16 protein-coding genes are annotated in these 18767 nt (G+C 62.0%); 14 read left to right on the top strand and 2 right to left on the bottom strand.

The window, feature by feature from the left end; translation table 11 throughout:
• Positions 1-3 precede the first annotated feature (3 nt).
• Positions 4-3219, bottom strand: coding sequence for a PAS domain S-box protein (locus PZL22_RS25210; RefSeq protein ID WP_284718767.1), 3216 nt, complete (start codon positions 3217-3219; stop codon positions 4-6).
• A gap of 141 nt (positions 3220-3360) precedes the next feature.
• Positions 3361-4032, bottom strand: a complete 672-nt coding sequence (locus PZL22_RS25205; protein ID WP_010967809.1) for a protein-L-isoaspartate(D-aspartate) O-methyltransferase — start codon at positions 4030-4032, stop codon at positions 3361-3363.
• A gap of 294 nt (positions 4033-4326) precedes the next feature.
• Here PZL22_RS25205 and PZL22_RS25200 point away from each other — a divergent pair, with 294 nt between their 5' ends.
• From PZL22_RS25200 to nuoG, 14 genes are all read left to right on the top strand, one after another.
• Positions 4327-4827, top strand: a complete 501-nt coding sequence (locus tag PZL22_RS25200) for an NADH-quinone oxidoreductase subunit J family protein (protein WP_010967808.1) — start codon at positions 4327-4329, stop codon at positions 4825-4827.
• Positions 4827-5129: an NADH-quinone oxidoreductase subunit NuoK gene (gene nuoK, locus PZL22_RS25195; protein ID WP_003526959.1), complete on the top strand. Its 303-nt coding sequence runs from the start codon at positions 4827-4829 to the stop codon at positions 5127-5129. Before PZL22_RS25200 ends, nuoK begins: the two co-directional genes overlap by 1 nt.
• 4 nt (positions 5130-5133) lie before the next feature.
• Positions 5134-6597, top strand: a complete 1464-nt coding sequence (locus PZL22_RS25190) for a monovalent cation/H+ antiporter subunit D family protein (RefSeq protein ID WP_284718766.1) — start codon at positions 5134-5136, stop codon at positions 6595-6597.
• Positions 6594-6848 carry a hypothetical protein gene (locus PZL22_RS25185; RefSeq protein ID WP_013845546.1) on the top strand — a complete coding sequence of 85 codons (255 nt, stop codon included), beginning with the start codon at positions 6594-6596 and terminating at the stop codon, positions 6846-6848. Before PZL22_RS25190 ends, PZL22_RS25185 begins: the two co-directional genes overlap by 4 nt.
• A complete protein-coding gene (locus PZL22_RS25180) occupies positions 6841-8601 on the top strand; it encodes a Na(+)/H(+) antiporter subunit D (RefSeq protein ID WP_127622148.1) in 1761 nt (586 codons plus the stop codon). Before PZL22_RS25185 ends, PZL22_RS25180 begins: the two co-directional genes overlap by 8 nt.
• A gap of 6 nt (positions 8602-8607) precedes the next feature.
• Complete coding sequence (locus tag PZL22_RS25175) at positions 8608-10083, top strand: NADH-quinone oxidoreductase subunit M (protein ID WP_127622149.1); 1476 nt, start codon at positions 8608-8610, stop codon at positions 10081-10083.
• The gene (locus PZL22_RS25170) at positions 10080-11519 is read left to right on the top strand and encodes an NADH-quinone oxidoreductase subunit N (RefSeq protein ID WP_127622150.1); all 1440 of its coding nucleotides are present in this window, start codon (positions 10080-10082) and stop codon (positions 11517-11519) included. The genes PZL22_RS25175 and PZL22_RS25170 overlap by 4 nt, the downstream gene beginning before the upstream one ends.
• Before the next feature lie 215 nt (positions 11520-11734).
• Positions 11735-12100: an NADH-quinone oxidoreductase subunit A gene (locus PZL22_RS25165; protein ID WP_010967802.1), complete on the top strand. Its 366-nt coding sequence runs from the start codon at positions 11735-11737 to the stop codon at positions 12098-12100.
• Positions 12088-12591 (top strand): NADH-quinone oxidoreductase subunit NuoB, encoded by a 504-nt coding sequence (gene nuoB / locus PZL22_RS25160; RefSeq protein WP_088198270.1) that lies wholly within the window; start codon positions 12088-12090, stop codon positions 12589-12591. Before PZL22_RS25165 ends, nuoB begins: the two co-directional genes overlap by 13 nt.
• The gene (locus PZL22_RS25155) at positions 12588-13136 is read left to right on the top strand and encodes an NADH-quinone oxidoreductase subunit C (protein WP_010967800.1); all 549 of its coding nucleotides are present in this window, start codon (positions 12588-12590) and stop codon (positions 13134-13136) included. The genes nuoB and PZL22_RS25155 overlap by 4 nt, the downstream gene beginning before the upstream one ends.
• A gap of 16 nt (positions 13137-13152) precedes the next feature.
• Entirely contained in the window at positions 13153-14367 is a 1215-nt protein-coding gene (nuoD, locus tag PZL22_RS25150; protein ID WP_088198269.1) for an NADH dehydrogenase (quinone) subunit D, read from the top strand.
• An 18-nt stretch (positions 14368-14385) separates the two neighbouring features.
• Entirely contained in the window at positions 14386-14892 is a 507-nt protein-coding gene (gene nuoE, locus PZL22_RS25145; protein WP_010967798.1) for an NADH-quinone oxidoreductase subunit NuoE, read from the top strand.
• A gap of 3 nt (positions 14893-14895) precedes the next feature.
• Positions 14896-16161 carry an NADH-quinone oxidoreductase subunit NuoF gene (gene nuoF / locus PZL22_RS25140; RefSeq protein WP_127621579.1) on the top strand — a complete coding sequence of 422 codons (1266 nt, stop codon included), beginning with the start codon at positions 14896-14898 and terminating at the stop codon, positions 16159-16161.
• 28 nt (positions 16162-16189) lie between these two features.
• A complete protein-coding gene (gene nuoG / locus PZL22_RS25135; protein ID WP_127621580.1) occupies positions 16190-18751 on the top strand; it encodes an NADH-quinone oxidoreductase subunit NuoG in 2562 nt (853 codons plus the stop codon).
• Positions 18752-18767 lie beyond the last annotated feature (16 nt).

Here is an 18767-nt window from a genome sequence, read left to right as displayed (position 1 = left end):
GAGTTAGAGGGAACCGGCCGCGATCAGCTTGGAAATTTCCGCGGCGGGCAGGGGGCGAGAAAAGAGGTAGCCCTGCACCTCATTGAAGCCCTCCGAATCCACCACCGCCAGCTGATCCTCCGTTTCGACGCCCTCGACCGAGGTCGTCATGCCAAGGCTTTGCCCAAGGCCCGCGACGGCCTTGACGATCGCGAGGGACTCCTTGCCGTGCGGCAGGTCCCGGACAAAGGCCTGGTCAACCTTGATCTTGTCGAACGGAAAGCTGCGCAAGTACCCAAGTGAGGAATAACCCGTTCCGAAATCGTCCATCGCGATCTTGACGCCGAGCCTTCGCAAGTCCTGTAGCAGCTCGAGATTATGCTCACTCTCGTCCAGGAGAACCGTTTCCGTGATCTCCAGTTGCAGACGAGCGGGATCAAGCCGGGTGGCTGAAAGGGCCTTGGCGACGGCCCTCACCAGGTTGCGATGCTTGAACTGGACAGGGGAGAGGTTTACGGCAACACTCACACGTTCCGGCCAGCGCGCGGCCTGGCGGCATGCCTCGCCCAGGATCCACTCGCCAATCGGAACGATCAAGCCGGTTTCTTCGGCAATTGGAATGAATTCGGACGGGGCGATCATTCCACGGTCGGGGTGCCGCCATCGCAACAACGCCTCGCAGCAGCTCACGCAACGCGACTCCAAGCTCACCAGCGGCTGATAGTGCAGCTCGAACTCTCCCTTCGCCAGCGCGTCCCGCATTGTGATCTTCATCTGCTGGTGTGTTTGCAACTGCGCATGCATCGCCACGTCGAAAAGCTTGTAGGTGCCGCGGCCGCTAGATTTCGCACTGTAGAGTGCGATATCAGCCGCCTTGATCAACTCATCTGCAGAGGTTCCGTCTTCTGGCGCAAAGGCAATTCCGATGCTGGTCCCGACGGTTGCGGCGGCGCCCTCGATACTGAAGGGCTCGGAAAGGGTATCGATCAGTCGCTGTGCGAGGCGGAAAGCTTCGTCACGTGACTCCATCAGAGGTTGTATTATGGCGAATTCGTCACCCCCAAGTCGCGCGACGGTTTCCGTGCTCCTGACTGCCTGGATCAGTCTTGTGGAAACCTGGCGCAGTAAAGCGTCGCCGGCCGGATGGCCGAGCGTGTCGTTGACGGCCTTGAAGCCGTCAAGGTCCAGGCAGAGCACTGCCATACGCGCATGGTTGCTCTCGTTCAGCGCTTCCTCGAAGCATTCGCGGAAGAACATCCGGTTCGCGAGGCCCGTGAGCATGTCGTGCCTGGCCATATGCGCCATCTGCTTTTGGGCGAGCAGGGTGTCTTCTTCCGCGCGACGCCGCTCGGTTATGTCTCGGCAGAAAATGGAAATGCCGTCTCGCGTTGGGGAGGCGTTCGCTTCGACCCAGCGGCCGAGCGACGACAAATGGTCCTCAAAAAAGGAGCGGACCCGTCGGTCCATCACTTCGCGGCAATGCTTGGCGAAGCTCCCCTCCTCCTCTTCGGGGAAGAGTTTCCAGAACACTCTTCCGAGGGCCTCGTCTCCGACCTGCAGGAGCTTCCGGGCATTCTCGTTGAGATAGCGCACGCGCCAGTCTGCGTCGAGCAGCATGACGCTATCCATGGTGCTCTCGAGAACCGAGGAAAGTTGGTCGGCAGCGGCTTCGGCGTGCCTTTGCGCACGACTGATTTCGTCGCTTGCTCGCTTCGCATCGGTAATGTCGCGCCAGATCGACAGGATTCTGAACGGTTTTCCTTGATGGTCCGTGATCGGGGCCGAGATCACGTCCATGCATCTTTCTTCACCGCCGGCATCCCGAAGGGAAATCTCGAAACGCGCTGTCTTGCCGCGTCTGACGCTTTCCCAGGCCGCCTCGACCTTATCGGCGTCGGAAGCTCGCCCGATGGAGTCCCATGTCTGCCCCGTCACCGGCGCGCCTTCGTTCAGTCCGAAGATACGCCGCCCGGCCTCGTTCATGAGCAGGGGCCGTCCCTCCATGTCGAGCACGCGCACACAGTCGGGGCTGCTGTCAAAGATGCTTCTGATAAACGCCTGAGCTTCCTGTTGAGCGATCTCCGCGGCTCGGCGTTCCGTGATGTCGAGAACGGATCCTACATATCCGAGGAACGTTCCGTTGGCGGAGAAGCGCGGTTGCCCGACGTCGATGACCCATGCCCAGCTTCCGTCGGCTCGTCGCAACCGGTACTCACTGCGCACCGGTTCCTTGCCCGCAGTCGCCCTGAAGAATGTCTCCTCGACTGCTTGGCGATCATCGGGATGGATGACGTCGACCCAACCGAAACCGAGCGCCTCAGCCTCTGTTTGCCCAGTCGTTTCCAACCACAAGCGATTAAAGAAGCTTGTGTCGCCTGTGGGGTCCGCTACCCAGATCATGACGGGGGCGTCGTCAGCGATGGCTCGAAAGCGGGCCTCGCTTTCGCGCAAGTCGTCGGCAGCGCGCCGCCTTTCGTCGATATCCTCCAAAACGCCGTACCAGCGCACGATTTTTCCATCCGCGTCACGCTTTGCGGCTGCGCGAGCGCGGAACCATCGATAATCGCCGGTCTTGGTCAAGAGCCTGTATTCGCAGTCGAACGGTGCACCGCTTGCCAGGGACCGGCGCCATTCCTCTTGCAAAGCCTCCGCGTCCTGCGGATGAACCGCTTTGGCCCATCCGCTGCCGAGTGTCTCTTTTTCGCCCAGTCCGGTCAGCTCGCTCCATCGTGGGCCAACCTCCAGGACCTCTCCCGCCGTGTCTGCGGTCCAGGGAACTTGCGGGTGAAGGTCGACCAGAGAGCGATAGTGCTCTTCGCTCGCTCGGAGGGTCTCTTCGGTCCTGCGCAGGTTGGTGATATCCACGATCGTTACGACCACGAACTTCTCTTGCGTCGAACCGGCGGGAATGCTCACGCACCGTTTCTTCGTCAGGAGCGTGCGCTCTGTCCCATCGGGCGTCGTGATTTGCTCTTCCAGCTCGTGGCCTTCGCCTGTCGAAAGTACGACTGTGTCGAGCGAGACGATCCTGTCTGCCTGCTCCCCCGGTAATATGTCGTGGTCGGTCCGACCAATGAGCTGGTTCCGGTCTTTTCCCAGAAGGTCGCATGCCGCGTCGTTGATGAAGACGAACCGTGACGCATCGTCCTTGATAATCACCGGTTCGGCAATGCCATCCATAAGCCGCTGGAAGAGATCATGGGATCTATGGGAGGGCGGTTCGGGTGTCGGTGCGTTCATGACACGACACTTAGACCGGTGAGGCGCTGTAGTGCATTGGAAGAAATCCCCACTAGGTTGTGCAAATTGGGTCAACTGATCGCGACTGCAAATTGTTCCCGGAGAAAGATACAGCCTCTCCTGCGGCAGGGTACGCGCGCCTTAGACCGCCTCGAGCTTGCTGAACCGAACCGGGATGAGTTGCCGCGCCAGGAATTGCCCTTCCGAATCCTTGTCGATGACAGTCAGCACCTGTTCTTCCGAACCCACAGGAAGAACAAGGCGGCCCATTGGCTTGAGCTGCTCGAGCAAAGCCGGAGGCGGCTCCTCAGCCGCCGCCGTGACCAGGATCTTGTCGAATGGAGCGTGCTCAGGCCAGCCGCGTGAACCGTCGCCGATACGAATACCGACATTAGACATGCCGAGGCCGTGCAGGAGAGCCTCGGCATGGCTTGCGAATTCCTCGATAATCTCGACGCTCCAAATTTTCCCGGCAAGTTGTGCGAGGATTGCGGTTTGATAGCCCAGGCCGGTGCCGATCTCGAGCACGGCCTCATGCGGCTTGGGAGCAAGGAGATCGGTCATGAGAGCGACCATGAAGGGCTGCGACACGGTTTTATCGAAGCCGATCGGAAGCGGCATGTCCTGGTAGGCAAAGGGCGCAGCCTGGGCGGGCACGAACAGATGCCGGGGTACCCGCAGCATTGCTGCCATTACCCGTTCATCGAGCGCCGCCTTGCCGAGTTCTTCACTTGCAAGGTCTGCATAGATTGCGACCACCTCGACCATGTGCCTGCGCAGAACGGCGAGGTGCTCTTCGTTCATTGGCTTCATGAGGGCGCGCTCTCCTCAGCCAGTTGGCCGGCAATGGCCTCTCGAACATTAAAGGGTGACGAGCATGCAATAGCAAGACCAAATGGCGCGAACAATTCGCTAGCGATCCGGCGCCGCACAGGCAAGGTCTTAGGGTGTGAGCCGACGGCCTCAGCACGGATAGAGCATCGGGAATTTGTCAGAGCGACAATAATCTTGTGAAAAATCCGATACTAGGGCACAATTTGTGAGTGCGGCGCTATCTCGACTCCGGCCGTCTTGCGCCGAGAGTTCGTGGGCGAAAGGTCGGCGTCGATGCATCAGGGGTTCTTTCTTCTGTTCGCTACGGTGTCCGTGGTCACAGCCCTGACGCTGGTCCTGGCGCGCAACCCGGTTCACAGCGCATTGGCGCTGATGGCGTGCTTCCTGCAGATTTCCGCAATCTTCGTCATGCTCGGCGCGCCGCTGCTCGCGGTCATCCAGATCTTCGTCTATGTCGGCGCGATCATGGTCCTGTTCCTGTTCGTGATCATGATGGTCGACGTGCGCGAAGCGGTGCTGCAGCGTTTCATGCCCGGCGGCAATTTGCCGGCGCTCGCGCTTCTCGTCCTGCTCGGTGCCGAGATGGTCGTGCTGGTGCTCTGGAGCGATCGCTTCATTGAATCGCCCCCCGTCGCCGAACGCGGCGGCGATGCGATCAGAGATCTCAGCAAGACGCTATTTTCGGACTATCTCCTGCCGTTCGAAGTCGCCTCCGTCATCCTGCTGGCGGCTCTCGTCGGCGCCATCGTGCTGGCGCGGAAGGAGCCTGGCTGATGGTCCCGCTCTGGTGGTCGATCCTGCTCGGAGTGGCCCTGTTTGTGATAGGAGCGGGGGGCGTCCTTCTGAGGCGCAATATCCTGATCGTGCTGATGTCGCTGGAGCTTCTGCTCAATTCGGTCAACATCAATTTCATCGCCTTCGGGCAGTACTACGACGACTTCCGCGGACAGATCTTTGCGATCTTCGTCATCGCGATCACCGCGGCGGAGGTTGCCGTGGCCCTCGGCATATTGGTCGCGCTGGTGAGGAACAAGTCCACCCTCAAGGTAGACGACGTCACCATCATGAAAGGATAGCGGCTTGGACCCGGTGATATCGACCCGGCCGCTGCTCGCCGTCGCCGTCGCCGGACTGGCGGCCGTCGCCATTCTCTTTCTCAACAAGCGCGAGAAACTCCGCGACGCGGTATCGCCGATCTCCGCGGTTGCCATGTTTGCGATCGTCGTCTCCATGGCGCCCACGGTGCTGGCCGGCGGCACCGTCGAACTGCGGCTGTTCGAGGTCCTGCCAGGGATCGACTTCGCTTTCCGCGCCGATGCGCTCGGCATGGTATTCGCGACTGTCTCTTCGCTTCTGTGGATCGTGGCCGCGGTCTACTCCATCGGTTATATGCGGCACTTGCACGAGCACGCGCAGACCCGCTTTTTCGCCTGCTTCGCCACCAGCCTCGCGGCCGCAGTGGGCGGCGCCTTCGCCGCAAATCTGTTCACGCTGGTTATCTTCTACGAGGTGCTGAGCCTCGTCACCTATCCGCTCGTCTACCACCACGAGGACGAAGAAGGATGGCGGGGCAGCCGCAAGTATCTCGTCTATCTGATGGGCGCTTCGAAAAGCGTGCTGCTCGCTGCCTTGGCGCTGACCTATCACATCGCCGGGTCGCTCGACTTCGTGAGGGGCGGGCTGCTGACCGGCGCCAATGCCTCGGCGACGCTGCTCACTGTCGTCTATTTCTGCTATCTCTTCGGCTTCGCCAAGGCGGCGGTGATGCCGATGCATGCCTGGCTGCCCGCCGCAATGGTGGCGCCGACGCCTGTCAGCGCGCTCTTGCATGCCGTGGCGGTCGTCAAAATGGGCGTCTTCTGCGTGCTGCGGGTGATCTTTCATGTTTTTGGCGTCAGCACGGTCGGGGAACTGGGCCTTGGGGTCGCCACGGCCTATTTGGTCTCATTCACCATCCTGATGGCATCGGTCTACGCGCTGACGCGCGACGACCTGAAGGCGAGGCTTGCCTATTCGACCGTCAGCCAGCTCTCCTACATCGTGTTGGGCGCGGTACTCCTATCGCCGCTGGCCATGGTCGGCGGGATCATCCACATCGCCGCGCATGCATTCTCCAAGATCACGCTCTTTTTCTGCGCGGGGTCGATCTATTGCGCGTCCGGAAAACGCAACATCAGCGACATGGCGGGCATCGGCCGGAGGCTTCCCTGGACGATGGGGGCATTCTTCGTCGCATCGCTGAGCATGATCGGCATCCCGCCGACGGCAGGTTTCGTCAGCAAGTGGTATCTGGCGGAGGGCTCGGTAGAGGGCGGGCAGATGGCTTTCCTGGCCGTGCTGCTCGCAAGTTCGGTCCTCAATGCCGCCTATTTTCTGCCGGTCAGCTACACCGCCTTTTTCGAGGCGGAGACCAAGGAGAGCCGGGCGCCGGTCCGCGAAATCCCGCTTGTTGCGATCCCGCTGGTCGCGACCGCGATCCTGTCAGTGCTGATGGGCATCTTCCCCTACTATTTCCTCACCCTCGCGGACGGAGTGATCCGATGATCAAGCCTGTCGTCGATTTCTTTGGTGACGCGCAATATGCGAGGTTGCGCCGGCGGCTGTTCTATCTGGTGCTCGTCCTGATCGTCGCCGCCGACTTCCTGGTTCCCCGCGACCACGCCGAATACCTGTGGGAGCGCCTGCCGGGCTGGCCGGCGGCGTACGGCTTCGGCTCCTGCGTGCTGCTCATCTTCGTTTCCAAGTTTCTCGGCCATCGCGCCGGGCTGATGCGGCGCGAGGACTACTATGATTGATTTCGTCCACCCGGCTCTCATCTTCATTCTGGGCGCTCTGCCGATCCCGTTCTTAACGGGACCGGTGCGTAAAGCCTATCTCGTGCTGATCCCGGTACTGGCGATCGTCGCCGTCACGGCGATAGAGCCCGGCAGTCATGGCGAGACGCAGTTCCTCGGCCAGGACATTCTGGTTGCGAAGGCCGACAAGCTCAGCATCGTCTTCGCGACCGTCTTCACCATCATGGCGCTGATCGGCACGGTCTATGCATTGCACCTTTCCGGCGCCGGCCAGCATGTGGCCGCCTTCGTCTATGTCGGCAGCGCGCTCGGGGTGGTGTTCGCAGGCGACTATCTGACCCTCTACCTGTTCTGGGAGGGCATGGCATTCGCCTCGGCTTATCTGGTCTTCGCTCAAGGAGGCCGACAGGCGATCCGCGCCGCTTTTCGGTATCTCATGGTCCACGTCACCGGCGGCGTCGTCCTGCTCGGGGGAATTCTGCTCCATGGGGCAGCCGCAGGCTCGCTGCTCTTCGGTCCGGTCGAGGGCCCTTTGGGCGCGGGTGCCTACCTCATTCTTGCCGGTTTCCTGCTCAACGCGGCGGTGCCGCCGCTCAATGCCTGGCTTACCGATGCCTACCCGGAGGCGACCGTCACCGGGGCGGTGTTCATGAGCGCCTTCACGACCAAGACCGCCGTCTACGTGCTGGCGCGGGCGTTTCCGGGTATCGAACTGCTGGTCTGGCTCGGCACGGTGATGGCGCTCTATGGCGTCATTTATGCGGTGCTGGAAAACGACTGCCGCCGCCTTCTTGCCTATCATATCGTCAGCCAGGTGGGCTACATGGTCGCGGGCATCGGCATCGGCACCGAGCTGGCGGTGAACGGAGCCACCAGTCACGCCTTCGCGCACATCCTTTACAAGGGGCTCCTGTTCATGGGCGCCGGGGCGGTGATCTACGTCACAGGCCGGCGCAAGCTCACGGAGCTTGGCGGGCTCTACAAGGCAATGCCGCTGACGGTGGCGCTCTATATGATCGGCGCCTTTGCGATCTCGGCATTTCCGTTCTTCTCGGGTTTCGTCAGCAAATCGATGGTGGTGGCCGCTGCAGGGCAGGATCACCGCGCGCTGGTGATGCTGGCGCTGACGATGGCGTCATCCGGGACGTTCCTGCACACCGGGCTCAAACTCCCCTATTACATGTTCTTCGGTACCGACCGGGGGCTGCAGGCACGGGAGCCGCCCGGCAACATGCTGGCCGCGATGGGCATGGCGGCGGCGCTTTGCATTGCCATCGGCGTATTCCCCGGACCGCTCTACGCGCTTCTGCCCTATCCTGTCGATTTCGAGCCCTATACCGGCGTCCACGTGACCGAGAGCCTCGGGATCCTGATGTTCACGGCTCTGGGCTTTGTGATCTTCCTCCGGGCGCTCGATCCCGAAAACACGATCAGTCTCGACACCGACTGGTTCTATCGCAAGGGCGCCCGCGCCTTCATGTGGTTCGCAGAAAGACCGTTGGCGCGCTATGAGAAGGCGGTCAGCGACGTGTCGGAGACCACGGTTCTGCCCTTCCTGCACGGCTCGGCGCGCACGGGGATGCGGCTCGATCTCAATGGCGTGGATGGAGTCGTCAATGGCGTCGCCCGATCGATCCTCGAAGGCGGCGGCGTATTGCGGCGCTTGCAGACCGGCGTCATCACCCATTACGTGCTGGCGATGATCGCCGGTCTGATCGCGGCCATCCTCGTCTTCGCGGTCGTCTGGAGGTAGGGCGCGATGTCGATCCCGCTGCTGAGCCTCATCGTCTTCGTGCCCGTCGCCGGGGCGGCCGTTCTGATGTTCATGCGCAGCGACGATGCGGTGCGGTGGACTGCCCTCGGTTTCGGTATTGTCGATCTCGCTCTCTGCATCGTGATGCTGGCCGGCTTCGATACGACGACCCACGAAATGCAGTTCACCGAGAGCCGTCCCTGGGTGCCCGCGCTCGGGATCACCTATGCGCTCGGCGTCGACGGCATCAGCGCGCTCTTCCTGTTCCTGACGGCGCTGTTGAGCTTGATCTCCGTGCTCGCTTCCTGGGTGGCGATCGACCGCAAGGTGAAGGAGTTCATGGTCAGCCTGCTGGTCATGCAGGCGCTGATGCTCGGTGTCTTCTGCGCGCTCGACCTGTTCCTGTTCTACGTCTTCTGGGAGGCGATGCTGATTCCGATGTATCTGATCATCGGCGTCTGGGGCGGCGAAGGCCGGATCTATGCCGCGTTCAAGTTCTTCCTCTACACCCTGGCCGGCAGCATCCTCTTCCTGATCGGCGTCATCGTGCTCTATTTCCAGGGGGGCGAGACCTTCGACATACTCGCCCTGACGGGGCAGGATCTGCCCTTCGGCGTCCAGTCCTGGCTGTTCTTCGCCTTCCTGGTGGCCTTCGCTGTCAAGGTGCCGATGGTGCCGGTGCACACGTGGCTACCGGACGCCCATGTGCAGGCGCCGACTGCGGGCAGCATCATTCTCGCGGGCGTGCTCCTGAAGATGGGTGCTTACGGATTCCTGCGCTTCTCGCTGCCGATGCTGCCGGAAGCATCGCTCTATTATTCGACGCTCATGCTCGCGCTTTCGGCTCTTGCGATCGTTTATGGCGGCCTGCTGGCTCTGGCCCAGGACGACCTGAAAAAGCTGGTGGCCTATTCCAGCATCAGCCATATGGGATTCGTGACGCTCGGGATTTTCGCGCTGAATCTGCGCGGGCTGGAGGGCAGCATCCTGCAGATGTTCAATCACGGGATAACGACGGGCGCATTGTTCCTGTTCGTGGGCCTGATCTACGAGCGCACGCATACCCGCAGCATCGCGAATTACGGCGGGCTGATGAAGGCGGCGCCCGTCTATACCGCCTTTCTTGCGCTCTTCACCCTGTCTTCGATGGCGCTGCCGGGGACGAACGCTTTCGTCGGCGAACTGCTGGTGCTGTCAGGCGGGTTTGCGGCAAACCTCGCCGCGGGCGCCGCGGCCGTAGTGGGTGCGCTGCTGAGTGCGGCCTACCTGCTCGGCATGTACGGGAAAGTGGCGCTTGGTCCGCCGAGTGTGAGTGCCAAGTATGAGATACATGACGTGAACGGCCGCGAGATGGCCGCCATCCTGCCGCTCGCCATCTTCGTGCTCTGGGTCGGGCTCTATCCGCGACCGTTCCTCGGGATCATCGATGCGTCGGTGCGAAATCTGCTGGTGCAGGTACACGGTGAAGGGAGTGGTCAATGACTGCTGCCGCGCTTCTCCAATGGGCCCTGGCGAGCGTCCCCGAGATCATCGTGGTCACCGGTGCCTGCGTCCTGCTGATTGTCGGAGAGCTTGTGCGCAAGGGACGCGACGAACTGCTCCTGTGGGCTTCAGTAGCGATCGTGCTCCTCGCCGCGGTAGCCACGCTCATGCTGGCAGGCGAGATGCGGCCAGCCTATGCGGGCATGTTCATTTCCGACCGCTTCGCCGTCTTCTTCAAGTTGGTGTTTTATCTGGCGACCATCCTGACCTTCTTCCTGTCGCGGAAATACGCCGAGATAGAGGGGATCGGCAGGAGCGAATATTATGTCCTGCTGCTCTTTGCCCTTGTGGGAATGATGATCATGGCCTCGGCGATCGACCTCCTGTCGATCTATGTGGGTCTCGAGTTGATGGTGCTCTGCACCTATGTGCTGACAGGCTTCCTGCGCAAAGAGCGGCGGTCGAACGAGGCGGCGTTGAAATATGTGATCCTCGGCGCGGTCTCGACGGCGATTTTCCTTTATGGAGTCTCGCTCATCTACGGGCTCACCGGTACGACCCAGCTGGACCGGATGGCTGAGGCGGTGAGCGGCGGTCCGCTCGATCCCGCCCTGCTGCTGGCGGTCGTTTTCATCGTTGCGGGGCTCGTCTTCAAGATCGGCGCCGTGCCGTTCCATATGTGGGTGCCGGACGTCTATGAAGGCGCGCCGACGACGATCACTGCCTTCATGTCGGTCGCGCCCAAGGCGGCCGCGTTCGCGGTGATCCTCAGGGTGTTTCTCAATCCGCTTGTCGAAGCCTCGAACGCCTGGATCATCGTCGCGGCCATTGCGGTGGCAACGATGGCGCTCGGCAGTTTCGTGGCGCTGGTGCAGGATAATTTCAAGCGCCTGCTCGCCTATTCCAGCATCGCCCATGCCGGATTCGCTATTTTCGGTGTGGTGGCCGGCGGCCAGGACGGGATTGCCAGCGTGATGCTCTATCTGCTCATCTACACTTTCATGAATCTCGGCATTTTCGGCGCGGTGATCATGATGCGGAACGGCGACTTTTCCGGCGAAGTCATCGAAGACTACGCGGGTTTCGCCAAGTTCCATCCCGGACTCGCGCTTCTGATGCTCCTTTATCTCTTCTCGCTCGCCGGCATCCCGCCGACGGCCGGGTTCTTCGCCAAGTTCTATGTGCTGGTCGCGCTGGTCGAGCGCGGTTTCGTCGCGCTGGCGGTGATCGCAGTCCTGCTCAGCGTCGTCTCCGCCTATTTCTATATCCGCATCGTGATGGTGATCTACATGCGCGAGCCGGAAAGGGCGTTCGAACCTGCGTTGACGCCGCTCGTCAGCGCCACGCTCGCCTTCACCGCCGCCGGCACCATCGGCATTGGCCTGTTTCCGGCGTGGTTCCTGAGGCTTGCTCAACAGTCGGCTTTCGGCGGGTAAGGCGGGTTTTCGCTGCTGTATCGTCGTTTGCTACAGGCGGGCCGATTCGGATCATGCATTACTAATCAATTGGATTTGCATTGATCCGCCCGACGGCATAGACTCGCCTTGGAGGAAAAGGATTGCCCAGGCCGCCTATCGAGGCGCCGGCATCCCCGGTTCCGAAGGGGCCGATCGCGGCTGAGAAAAGCCGCTGGTTGGCCAAGGCCAACGCTATGACGGCAATGGAGTTCCTGCCGGTTCTGTTTATGGTTACCGGGATAGTCCTGGTGGCGGCGGCGACGCTTTTCGTCTCATCGCTGTTGCGTCCGTCCAATCCCTATCCCGAGAAGAACGCCCCTTACGAATGCGGTATGGAAGCGGCGGGCGAGGCCGCAGGCGGGCGCTTCCGGGTTCCGTTCTTTATCCTCGCTATCCTCCTCGTGGTCTTCGATGTCGAAGCGATGTTCCTCTTTCCCTGGGCGGTCGTCCTGAAGGAGATCGGCTTCGTCGGCTATATCGAGATGTTCGTCTTCATGTTGCTGCTACTTGTGGGCTTCGCCTATGCCTGGCTGAAGGGGGCGCTGGAATGGCAGGAGTAAACGACGCGATTCGCGACAGCGTACTGTTCACCACGGCCGACAGCATCATCAGTTGGAGCCGGAGGTCGGCCCTGTGGCCCGAAACCTTCGGCATTGCCTGCTGCGCCATCGAAATGATCTCGGCCGGTTGCGCGCGCTACGACCTCGACCGGTTCGGCGTGGTGTTCCGGCCTTCTCCGCGGCAGTCCGATGTGATGATCATTGCCGGCACAGTCACGCGGAAATTCGCGCCCGTCGTGCGGCGGCTTTACGACCAGATGCCGGAACCGCGTTGGGTGATTGCGATGGGGACCTGCGCGATTTCGGGCGGAGTCTACAACACCTATGCCGTGGTGCAGGGATCGGAAACCTTCGTCCCCGTCGACGTGCATGTGCCCGGCTGTCCGCCGCGGCCGGAGGCGCTGATGCACGGTTTTCTCCTGCTTCAGGAGAAGATCAAGATGTCCCGCGCACTTACCGGGACGCCCCTGGGACGGGTTATAGCATCATGACCGGGGAGCGGCCCGTCCATCTCACGGCGATCATTGGGAGCTTCGGGGGAGCGGTCGAGAATCTCGGCGCTGCGCATGGTATTTACGCCTTTGCCGTCCCACCGGAGCAGATCGTCGAGTTCTGTCGGTTCCTGAAAGAACACCCGGCGCTTGAGTTCGATTTCCTCTCGGACATATGCGGCGTCGATCACTATCCCGAGACGCCGCGCTTCGAGACGGTTTACCACCTCTATTCGCTGAAGAACAAATGGCGTGTTCGCATCAAGTGCCGGCTCGGCGAGCCGCCGCATGTTCCCACTGTGACGGGAGTCTGGCGAACCGCCAACTGGCATGAGCGCGAGGCCTGGGATATGTACGGCATCCGCTTCGAGGGGCATCCCGATCTGCGCCGCATCTACATGTGGGAAGGTTTCGAGGGCTTTCCGCAACGGAAGGATTTCCCCTTGAGGGGCTACAAGGACAAGCTGAACCCCTTCGGTGCCGAGGGGCCGCCGCCGACGCAGCCGGACCTCGCCACTAACGATATACCCCAAGGAGGCCGCTAGACGCCGGAGAGTTGAGATGACCGAAGTCACCGAGCTCATGAGGCCGGAAGGCGAAGCGCTCAATACCAAGGAGGTGCTTCTCAATCTCGGTCCGCAGCACCCGAGCACCCACGGGGTTCTGCGGCTCGTGCTCCAACTCGACGGCGAATATGTCGAGCGCGTCGACCCGCATATCGGCTATCTCCACCGTGGCACAGAAAAGCTCGCGGAGAGCTTCACCTATACGCAGATCTTCCCGCTGACCGACCGGCTCGACTATCTCTGTCCGCCTTCGAACAATCTCGCCTTCGCGCTCGCCGTGGAGAAGCTGCTCGGCATAGAAGCCCCGATCCGGGCGCAATATATCCGCGTCATGATGGCCGAACTCGCACGGATTTCCGGCCATCTCCTGATCACCGGCGCGCTGCCTATGGACCTGGGCGCCATGACGGCGCTGCTTTACGCCATGCGCGAGCGCGAAATGATCATGGACCTCCTGGAAATGATCACCGGTGCGCGCATGCACACGTCCTACTGCCGCGTCGGCGGAGTGCGCGAGGACCTGCCCGACGGGTTCCTTCCGAAGATCCGGGAGTTCTGCGAGATATTCCCGAACCGGATCCGCGACTATGAGCGCCTGATAGAGAACAACCGGGTGTTTCTCAGCCGTACGCAAGGGGTCGGCGTGATCTCCGCAACGGACGCGATCGACCTCGGCTTGAGCGGGCCGAACCTGCGTGCCTCCGGCGTCGACTGGGACATCCGGCGCGACGAACCCTATGAGATCTACGATCGGCTCGATTTCAAGGTCATCACCCGCGAGGAGGGCGATTGCTATGCGCGCTGGCTGTGCCGAGTCGACGAGATGCGAGAGAGCATACGCCTCATCGAACAATGCATGGAGCAGATGCCGGAGGGGCCGTTCCAGGTCGATATTCCGACGATCGCCTTCCCCGTCGATAAAGAGCGCGTGCATTGCTCGATGGAGGCCCTGATCCAGCATTTCGATCTCTCCGCCTATGGCTTCGACGTACCCGCGGGTGAGGTCTATTCGGTAATCGAGGCGCCCAAGGGGGAACTCGGCTTCTACATCATCAGCGACGGATCGCCAAAGCCGTTCCGCATGAAGGTGAGGGCGCCTTCCTTCGTCAATCTCCAGGCGCTCTTCGGCGTCACCAATGCACGCTACCTCGCCGACATGATCGCGGTGCTCGGCAGCCTCGACCCGGTGATGGCGGAGGTGGACAAGTAGCAGGGAGGATCGGACGCGATGACGATGCGCGAAGAGATCGAGGCGGCGGCGGCACGATACCCCGACCGGCGGTCGGCGATCATGCCCGCGCTCATGATCGCGCAGAAGGAGCACGGTCATCTGCCCGGCCCGGTTCTCGAAGAGGTCGCCCAAATCCTCGGCGTCGAGCGCGTTTGGGTCTATGAACTGGCGACCTTCTACACGCTCTTCCATACCGAACCGATCGGCAGGTTCCACCTGCAACTCTGCGACAACGTCTCCTGCATGCTGTGCGGATCCGAGGCGCTGCTGACGCATCTGGAAACGACACTGGGGATCAGGAAGGGCGAGACCACGCCGGACGGTGCGTTCACGCTTTCGACCGTCGAATGTCTCGGGGCCTGCGAAATGGCTCCGGTTATGCAGGTCGGCGACGATTACCACGGCAACCTTGATGCCGCGCGGCTCGATGCGCTGCTGGAGAGCTTCCGCGCGGCGGAGCGGGTGACGAGCGTCGAGCGCGCTGCTGCGGCGCCAGGAGAGTAAGCCATGTTCGAGCCTGTCCTGCTCAGGAATGTCGATGTGCCGGACGGTCATCTGCTGTCGACGTACGAGGCCGGCGGCGGCTACCGGGCGCTCAGGAAGGCGCTCGGCGAATATACGCCCGACGAGATCGTCGAGCTCGTCAAGGAGTCCAACCTGCGCGGCCGCGGGGGTGCCGGGTTCCCGACGGGCATGAAGTGGAGCTTCGTGCCGAAAGCGGCCGGCAAGCCGAAATACCTCTGCTGCAATGCCGATGAAGGGGAACCCGGCACCTTCAAGGACCGCATCATCATGGAGCGTGACCCGCATCAGCTCATCGAGGGGCTGGCGGTCAGCGCCTATGCAATTGGAGCCGAGACGGCTTACGTCTACATTCGCGGAGAATATGTGACGGCTATACGCCGCATGGAACAGGCGATCGCCGAGGCACATGAAAACGGCTATCTGGGCATCGGCATTCTTGGCTCGGACTTCAATTTCATGGTCCACATCCATCGCGGTGCCGGCGCCTATATCTGCGGCGAGGAGACCGCAATGCTCGAGTCACTCGAGGGCAAGCGGGCGCAGCCGCGACTGAAGCCGCCGTTTCCGGCCGTGGCCGGGCTCTATGCCAGCCCCACTGTCATCAACAATGTCGAGACGCTTGCCTGCGTGCCGCATATCGTGATGCGCGGATCGGCATGGTTCCGCGGCATAGGGCCGGACAGGAGCCCCGGCCCGAAACTCTACTGCCTCAGCGGTCAGGTTCGCAAACCCGGCCTCTATGAGCTGCCGATGGGCATATCGCTGCGGGAGCTCGTCGAGGAGCACGCCGGCGGACCCCTGCCGGGGCGAAAGGTCAAGGCGGTGATTCCCGGTGGGGTATCGGCGCCGGTTATCCCGGAGGGCGAGCTTGAGGTGGGCATGGATTTCGACTCGCTCACTGCCGCCGGTTCGATGCTCGGCTCGGCAGGCGTGGTCGTGATCGACGACTCGACCTGCATGGTCAAGCTCGCCACGCGGATCATCGAGTTCTTCCACCATGAGTCCTGCGGCAAGTGCACGCCATGCCGGGAAGGATTGGACTGGACTGTGAAAGTCCTGCGGCGCATCGAGGCAGGCGAGGGTGAAACCGGCGACCTGGAGCAGTTGGAGATGCTTTGCAAGGGCATTTTCGGCAACACGTTTTGTGCCCTGGGCGACGGCGCGGCCATGGGACTGCGAGCCGCGCTCAAGCATTTCCGCGAGGAGTTCGTCGCGCATATCGAAGAGCGGAGGTGCCCTTTCCACTGAGGGGCACCGGGCCGGTCTGGGAGGAAGTATGGTCAAGGTTACGATCGACGAACAATCGCTGGAGGTCGAGGCTGGCTCCACGGTGCTCGCCGCCGCCGAGCGGCTGGGCATTGAGATCCCCACCTTCTGCTATTGGAAGCGGCTGCCGCCACTCGCCTCGTGCCGCATGTGTCTGGTGGAGATCGAGGGACTGCGGCGGCTGCAGCCGGCTTGCGCCACTGTGGCAGCGGACGGCATGGTAGTTCGGACAAATACGCCGCTAATTGAGGAAACGCGCTCGTCCATGCTCGACATGCTGCTCGCCAATCACCCGCTCGATTGCCCGATCTGCGACAAGGGCGGCGAGTGCGAGCTTCAGGACATGGTCATGGCGTATGGACCCGGCGAAAGCCGGTTCCGCGACCCAAAACGTGTGTTTCATTCGAAGGACATCCGTCTGAGCCCGGTCATAATCATGAATGTCAACCGGTGCATCCAGTGCCAGCGCTGCGTGCGCATGTGCGAGGAGGTCGTGGGCGCGGTGGCGCTAGGCACGGTCGATAAGGGCATGGACACCGCCGTCACCGGTTTCGAGGGGAGTCTTGCAAGCTGCGACCAGTGCGGCAATTGCGTCGAGGTCTGCCCGGTCGGTGCGCTGATGAGTTTCCCCTATCGCTACAAGGCACGGCCCTGGGATCTCGCCGAGACCGACACGATCTGCCCGCATTGCGGCACCGGATGCCAGCTCACTGTCGGAGCGCGCAAAGGCGAGTTCATGCGCGTCCGCTCGGACTGGGAGCATGGGGTCAACCGCGAAACGCTTTGCGTGCGCGGCCGCTTCGGCCTCGACTTCATCGAGAGCCGGGATCGGATCAAGCGGCCGATGATCCGCCGCGATGGGGCGCTCACGCCGGTGTCATGGGAGGAGGCGGGCGATTTTCTCCGCCAGCGCCTCGGGGTAGCGGAGGGCAAGGCCGCCGGCGGGCTCATCTCGCCGCGTCTGCCGAACGAGGTGCTCTACCAGTTCCAGAAGCTGATGCGAACGGTGTTCCGCACCAATAATGTCGACTGCTCGTCGCGCTGGTCCACGCCTCTCGACATTCTGGCCCCCATAGTGGCAAGCTTTTACAGCCGCGACCCTCTCGAACAGATGATCGGCAAGGACTGCGTTCTTATCATTGGCGGCAATGTGACGGAGGAGAACCCGGTCACCGAATACCTCCTGCGCGATGCCGCGCGGCGACGGAATACCCGCTTGCTCATGCTTTCGGCGCGGCCATCGCGGCTCGACGCCGATGCCCGGGCAGTCCTCCGCGCCCATCCCGGCGGCGAGGCTCAAAGCTTGGCCGCGGTCGTGGCTGCTCTCGTGGCCGTGACCGATGAGGGCTTGCCAGACGACATTCTTGCGAAGACCAGCGGGACGATCGCCAGTTCCGGCGCCAATGACACGTTGGACCGTCTGGTCTCAACGCTCAAGGAAGGTCGGAGCGTCACTCTCCTGGTAAGCGTCGATCTGCTGAGATCACCGCTGGCGCGGGAGACGCTGCAGCAGCTCGGCAATCTCCTGCAACTCCTGCGCCTGCTCGGCAAGGAACCCTCGCTGCAGTTCCTCTTCGATCGTGCCAATCAGATGGGCGCCTGGGACATGGGTGTTCTGCCGGGAGTTTTGCCGGGGCTGGGCCCCATCGCCGATGAGGCAACACGCACGAAGTTCGAACGGAGCTGGGGCGCAGAGATCCCTCGCGAACCGGGCGCCGATGTCGACGCGATGCTGGAACTCTGCGAAAAGGGGGGGATGGGCGTGCTCTATGTGGTCGGAAGCGACCCGCTGATATCCTATCCCGACCGGGAGTTCGTGGAGCGCGCACTCGGTGCCGCCAATCTTCTGATCGTGCAGGACGCGTTTCTCACCGATACGGCCGGACTGGCCGACGTCGTGCTGCCCGCGGCCGGTTACGGCGAAGAATCCGGCACGTTCACTAACAATGAAGGTCGTACCCAGGCGCTCCGCAAATTCCGCGAACCGGCTTTTGACGCCAGGAGCAATCTGGCGATCTTCGGCTTTATCGCGGCGCTTCGGGAGCAGCCGCTGCAGCCATCGACCGAGACCGTCATCTTCGAGGAGATGACCCGGTTGGTTCCCGCCTATGAAGGCTTGACTTGGGAAGGGCTTGGTGCCGACGGTGCCTTCACCACGTCAGCCCCGAAGCCTTGGACAAGCGGGTTCTTCGCTTCTCTGTCTGCACCTGGGGTGACGGACGTGCTCCAGCTGATCACCGGCAACTGCCTGTTCCACAATGGCTATGTTTCCGAGCGCTCGGAAACCCTGAATTCGGTCGCAGATGACCCCTTTATCGAGATGAGCGCTCAGGATGCCGCTGGTCTCAGCCTTTCGGACGGCGATCAGGTGCTCGTGCGATCTGCCCGGGGCGAGCTGACGGCGAAGCTCAAGGTCAACAGGCGCTTTCCGCACGGGCTCGTGTTCGTTCCCGAAAACTACCGCGCCCTGCGGCTCAACAGTCTGATGCGGCGGGGCGAGTATCCATGTCCGGTGGAGATCCGAGAGTGTGCGAAGCGCGCAGAACCTGCTCTGGAGGACGACCGGGTCTGATTGCATCCGGATCGGC

The sequence above is a fragment of the Ensifer meliloti genome (genome assembly GCF_030064585.1).
Lineage (GTDB): Bacteria > Pseudomonadota > Alphaproteobacteria > Rhizobiales > Rhizobiaceae > Sinorhizobium > Sinorhizobium meliloti.
This window is presented reverse-complemented; position numbering and strand designations above follow the sequence as displayed.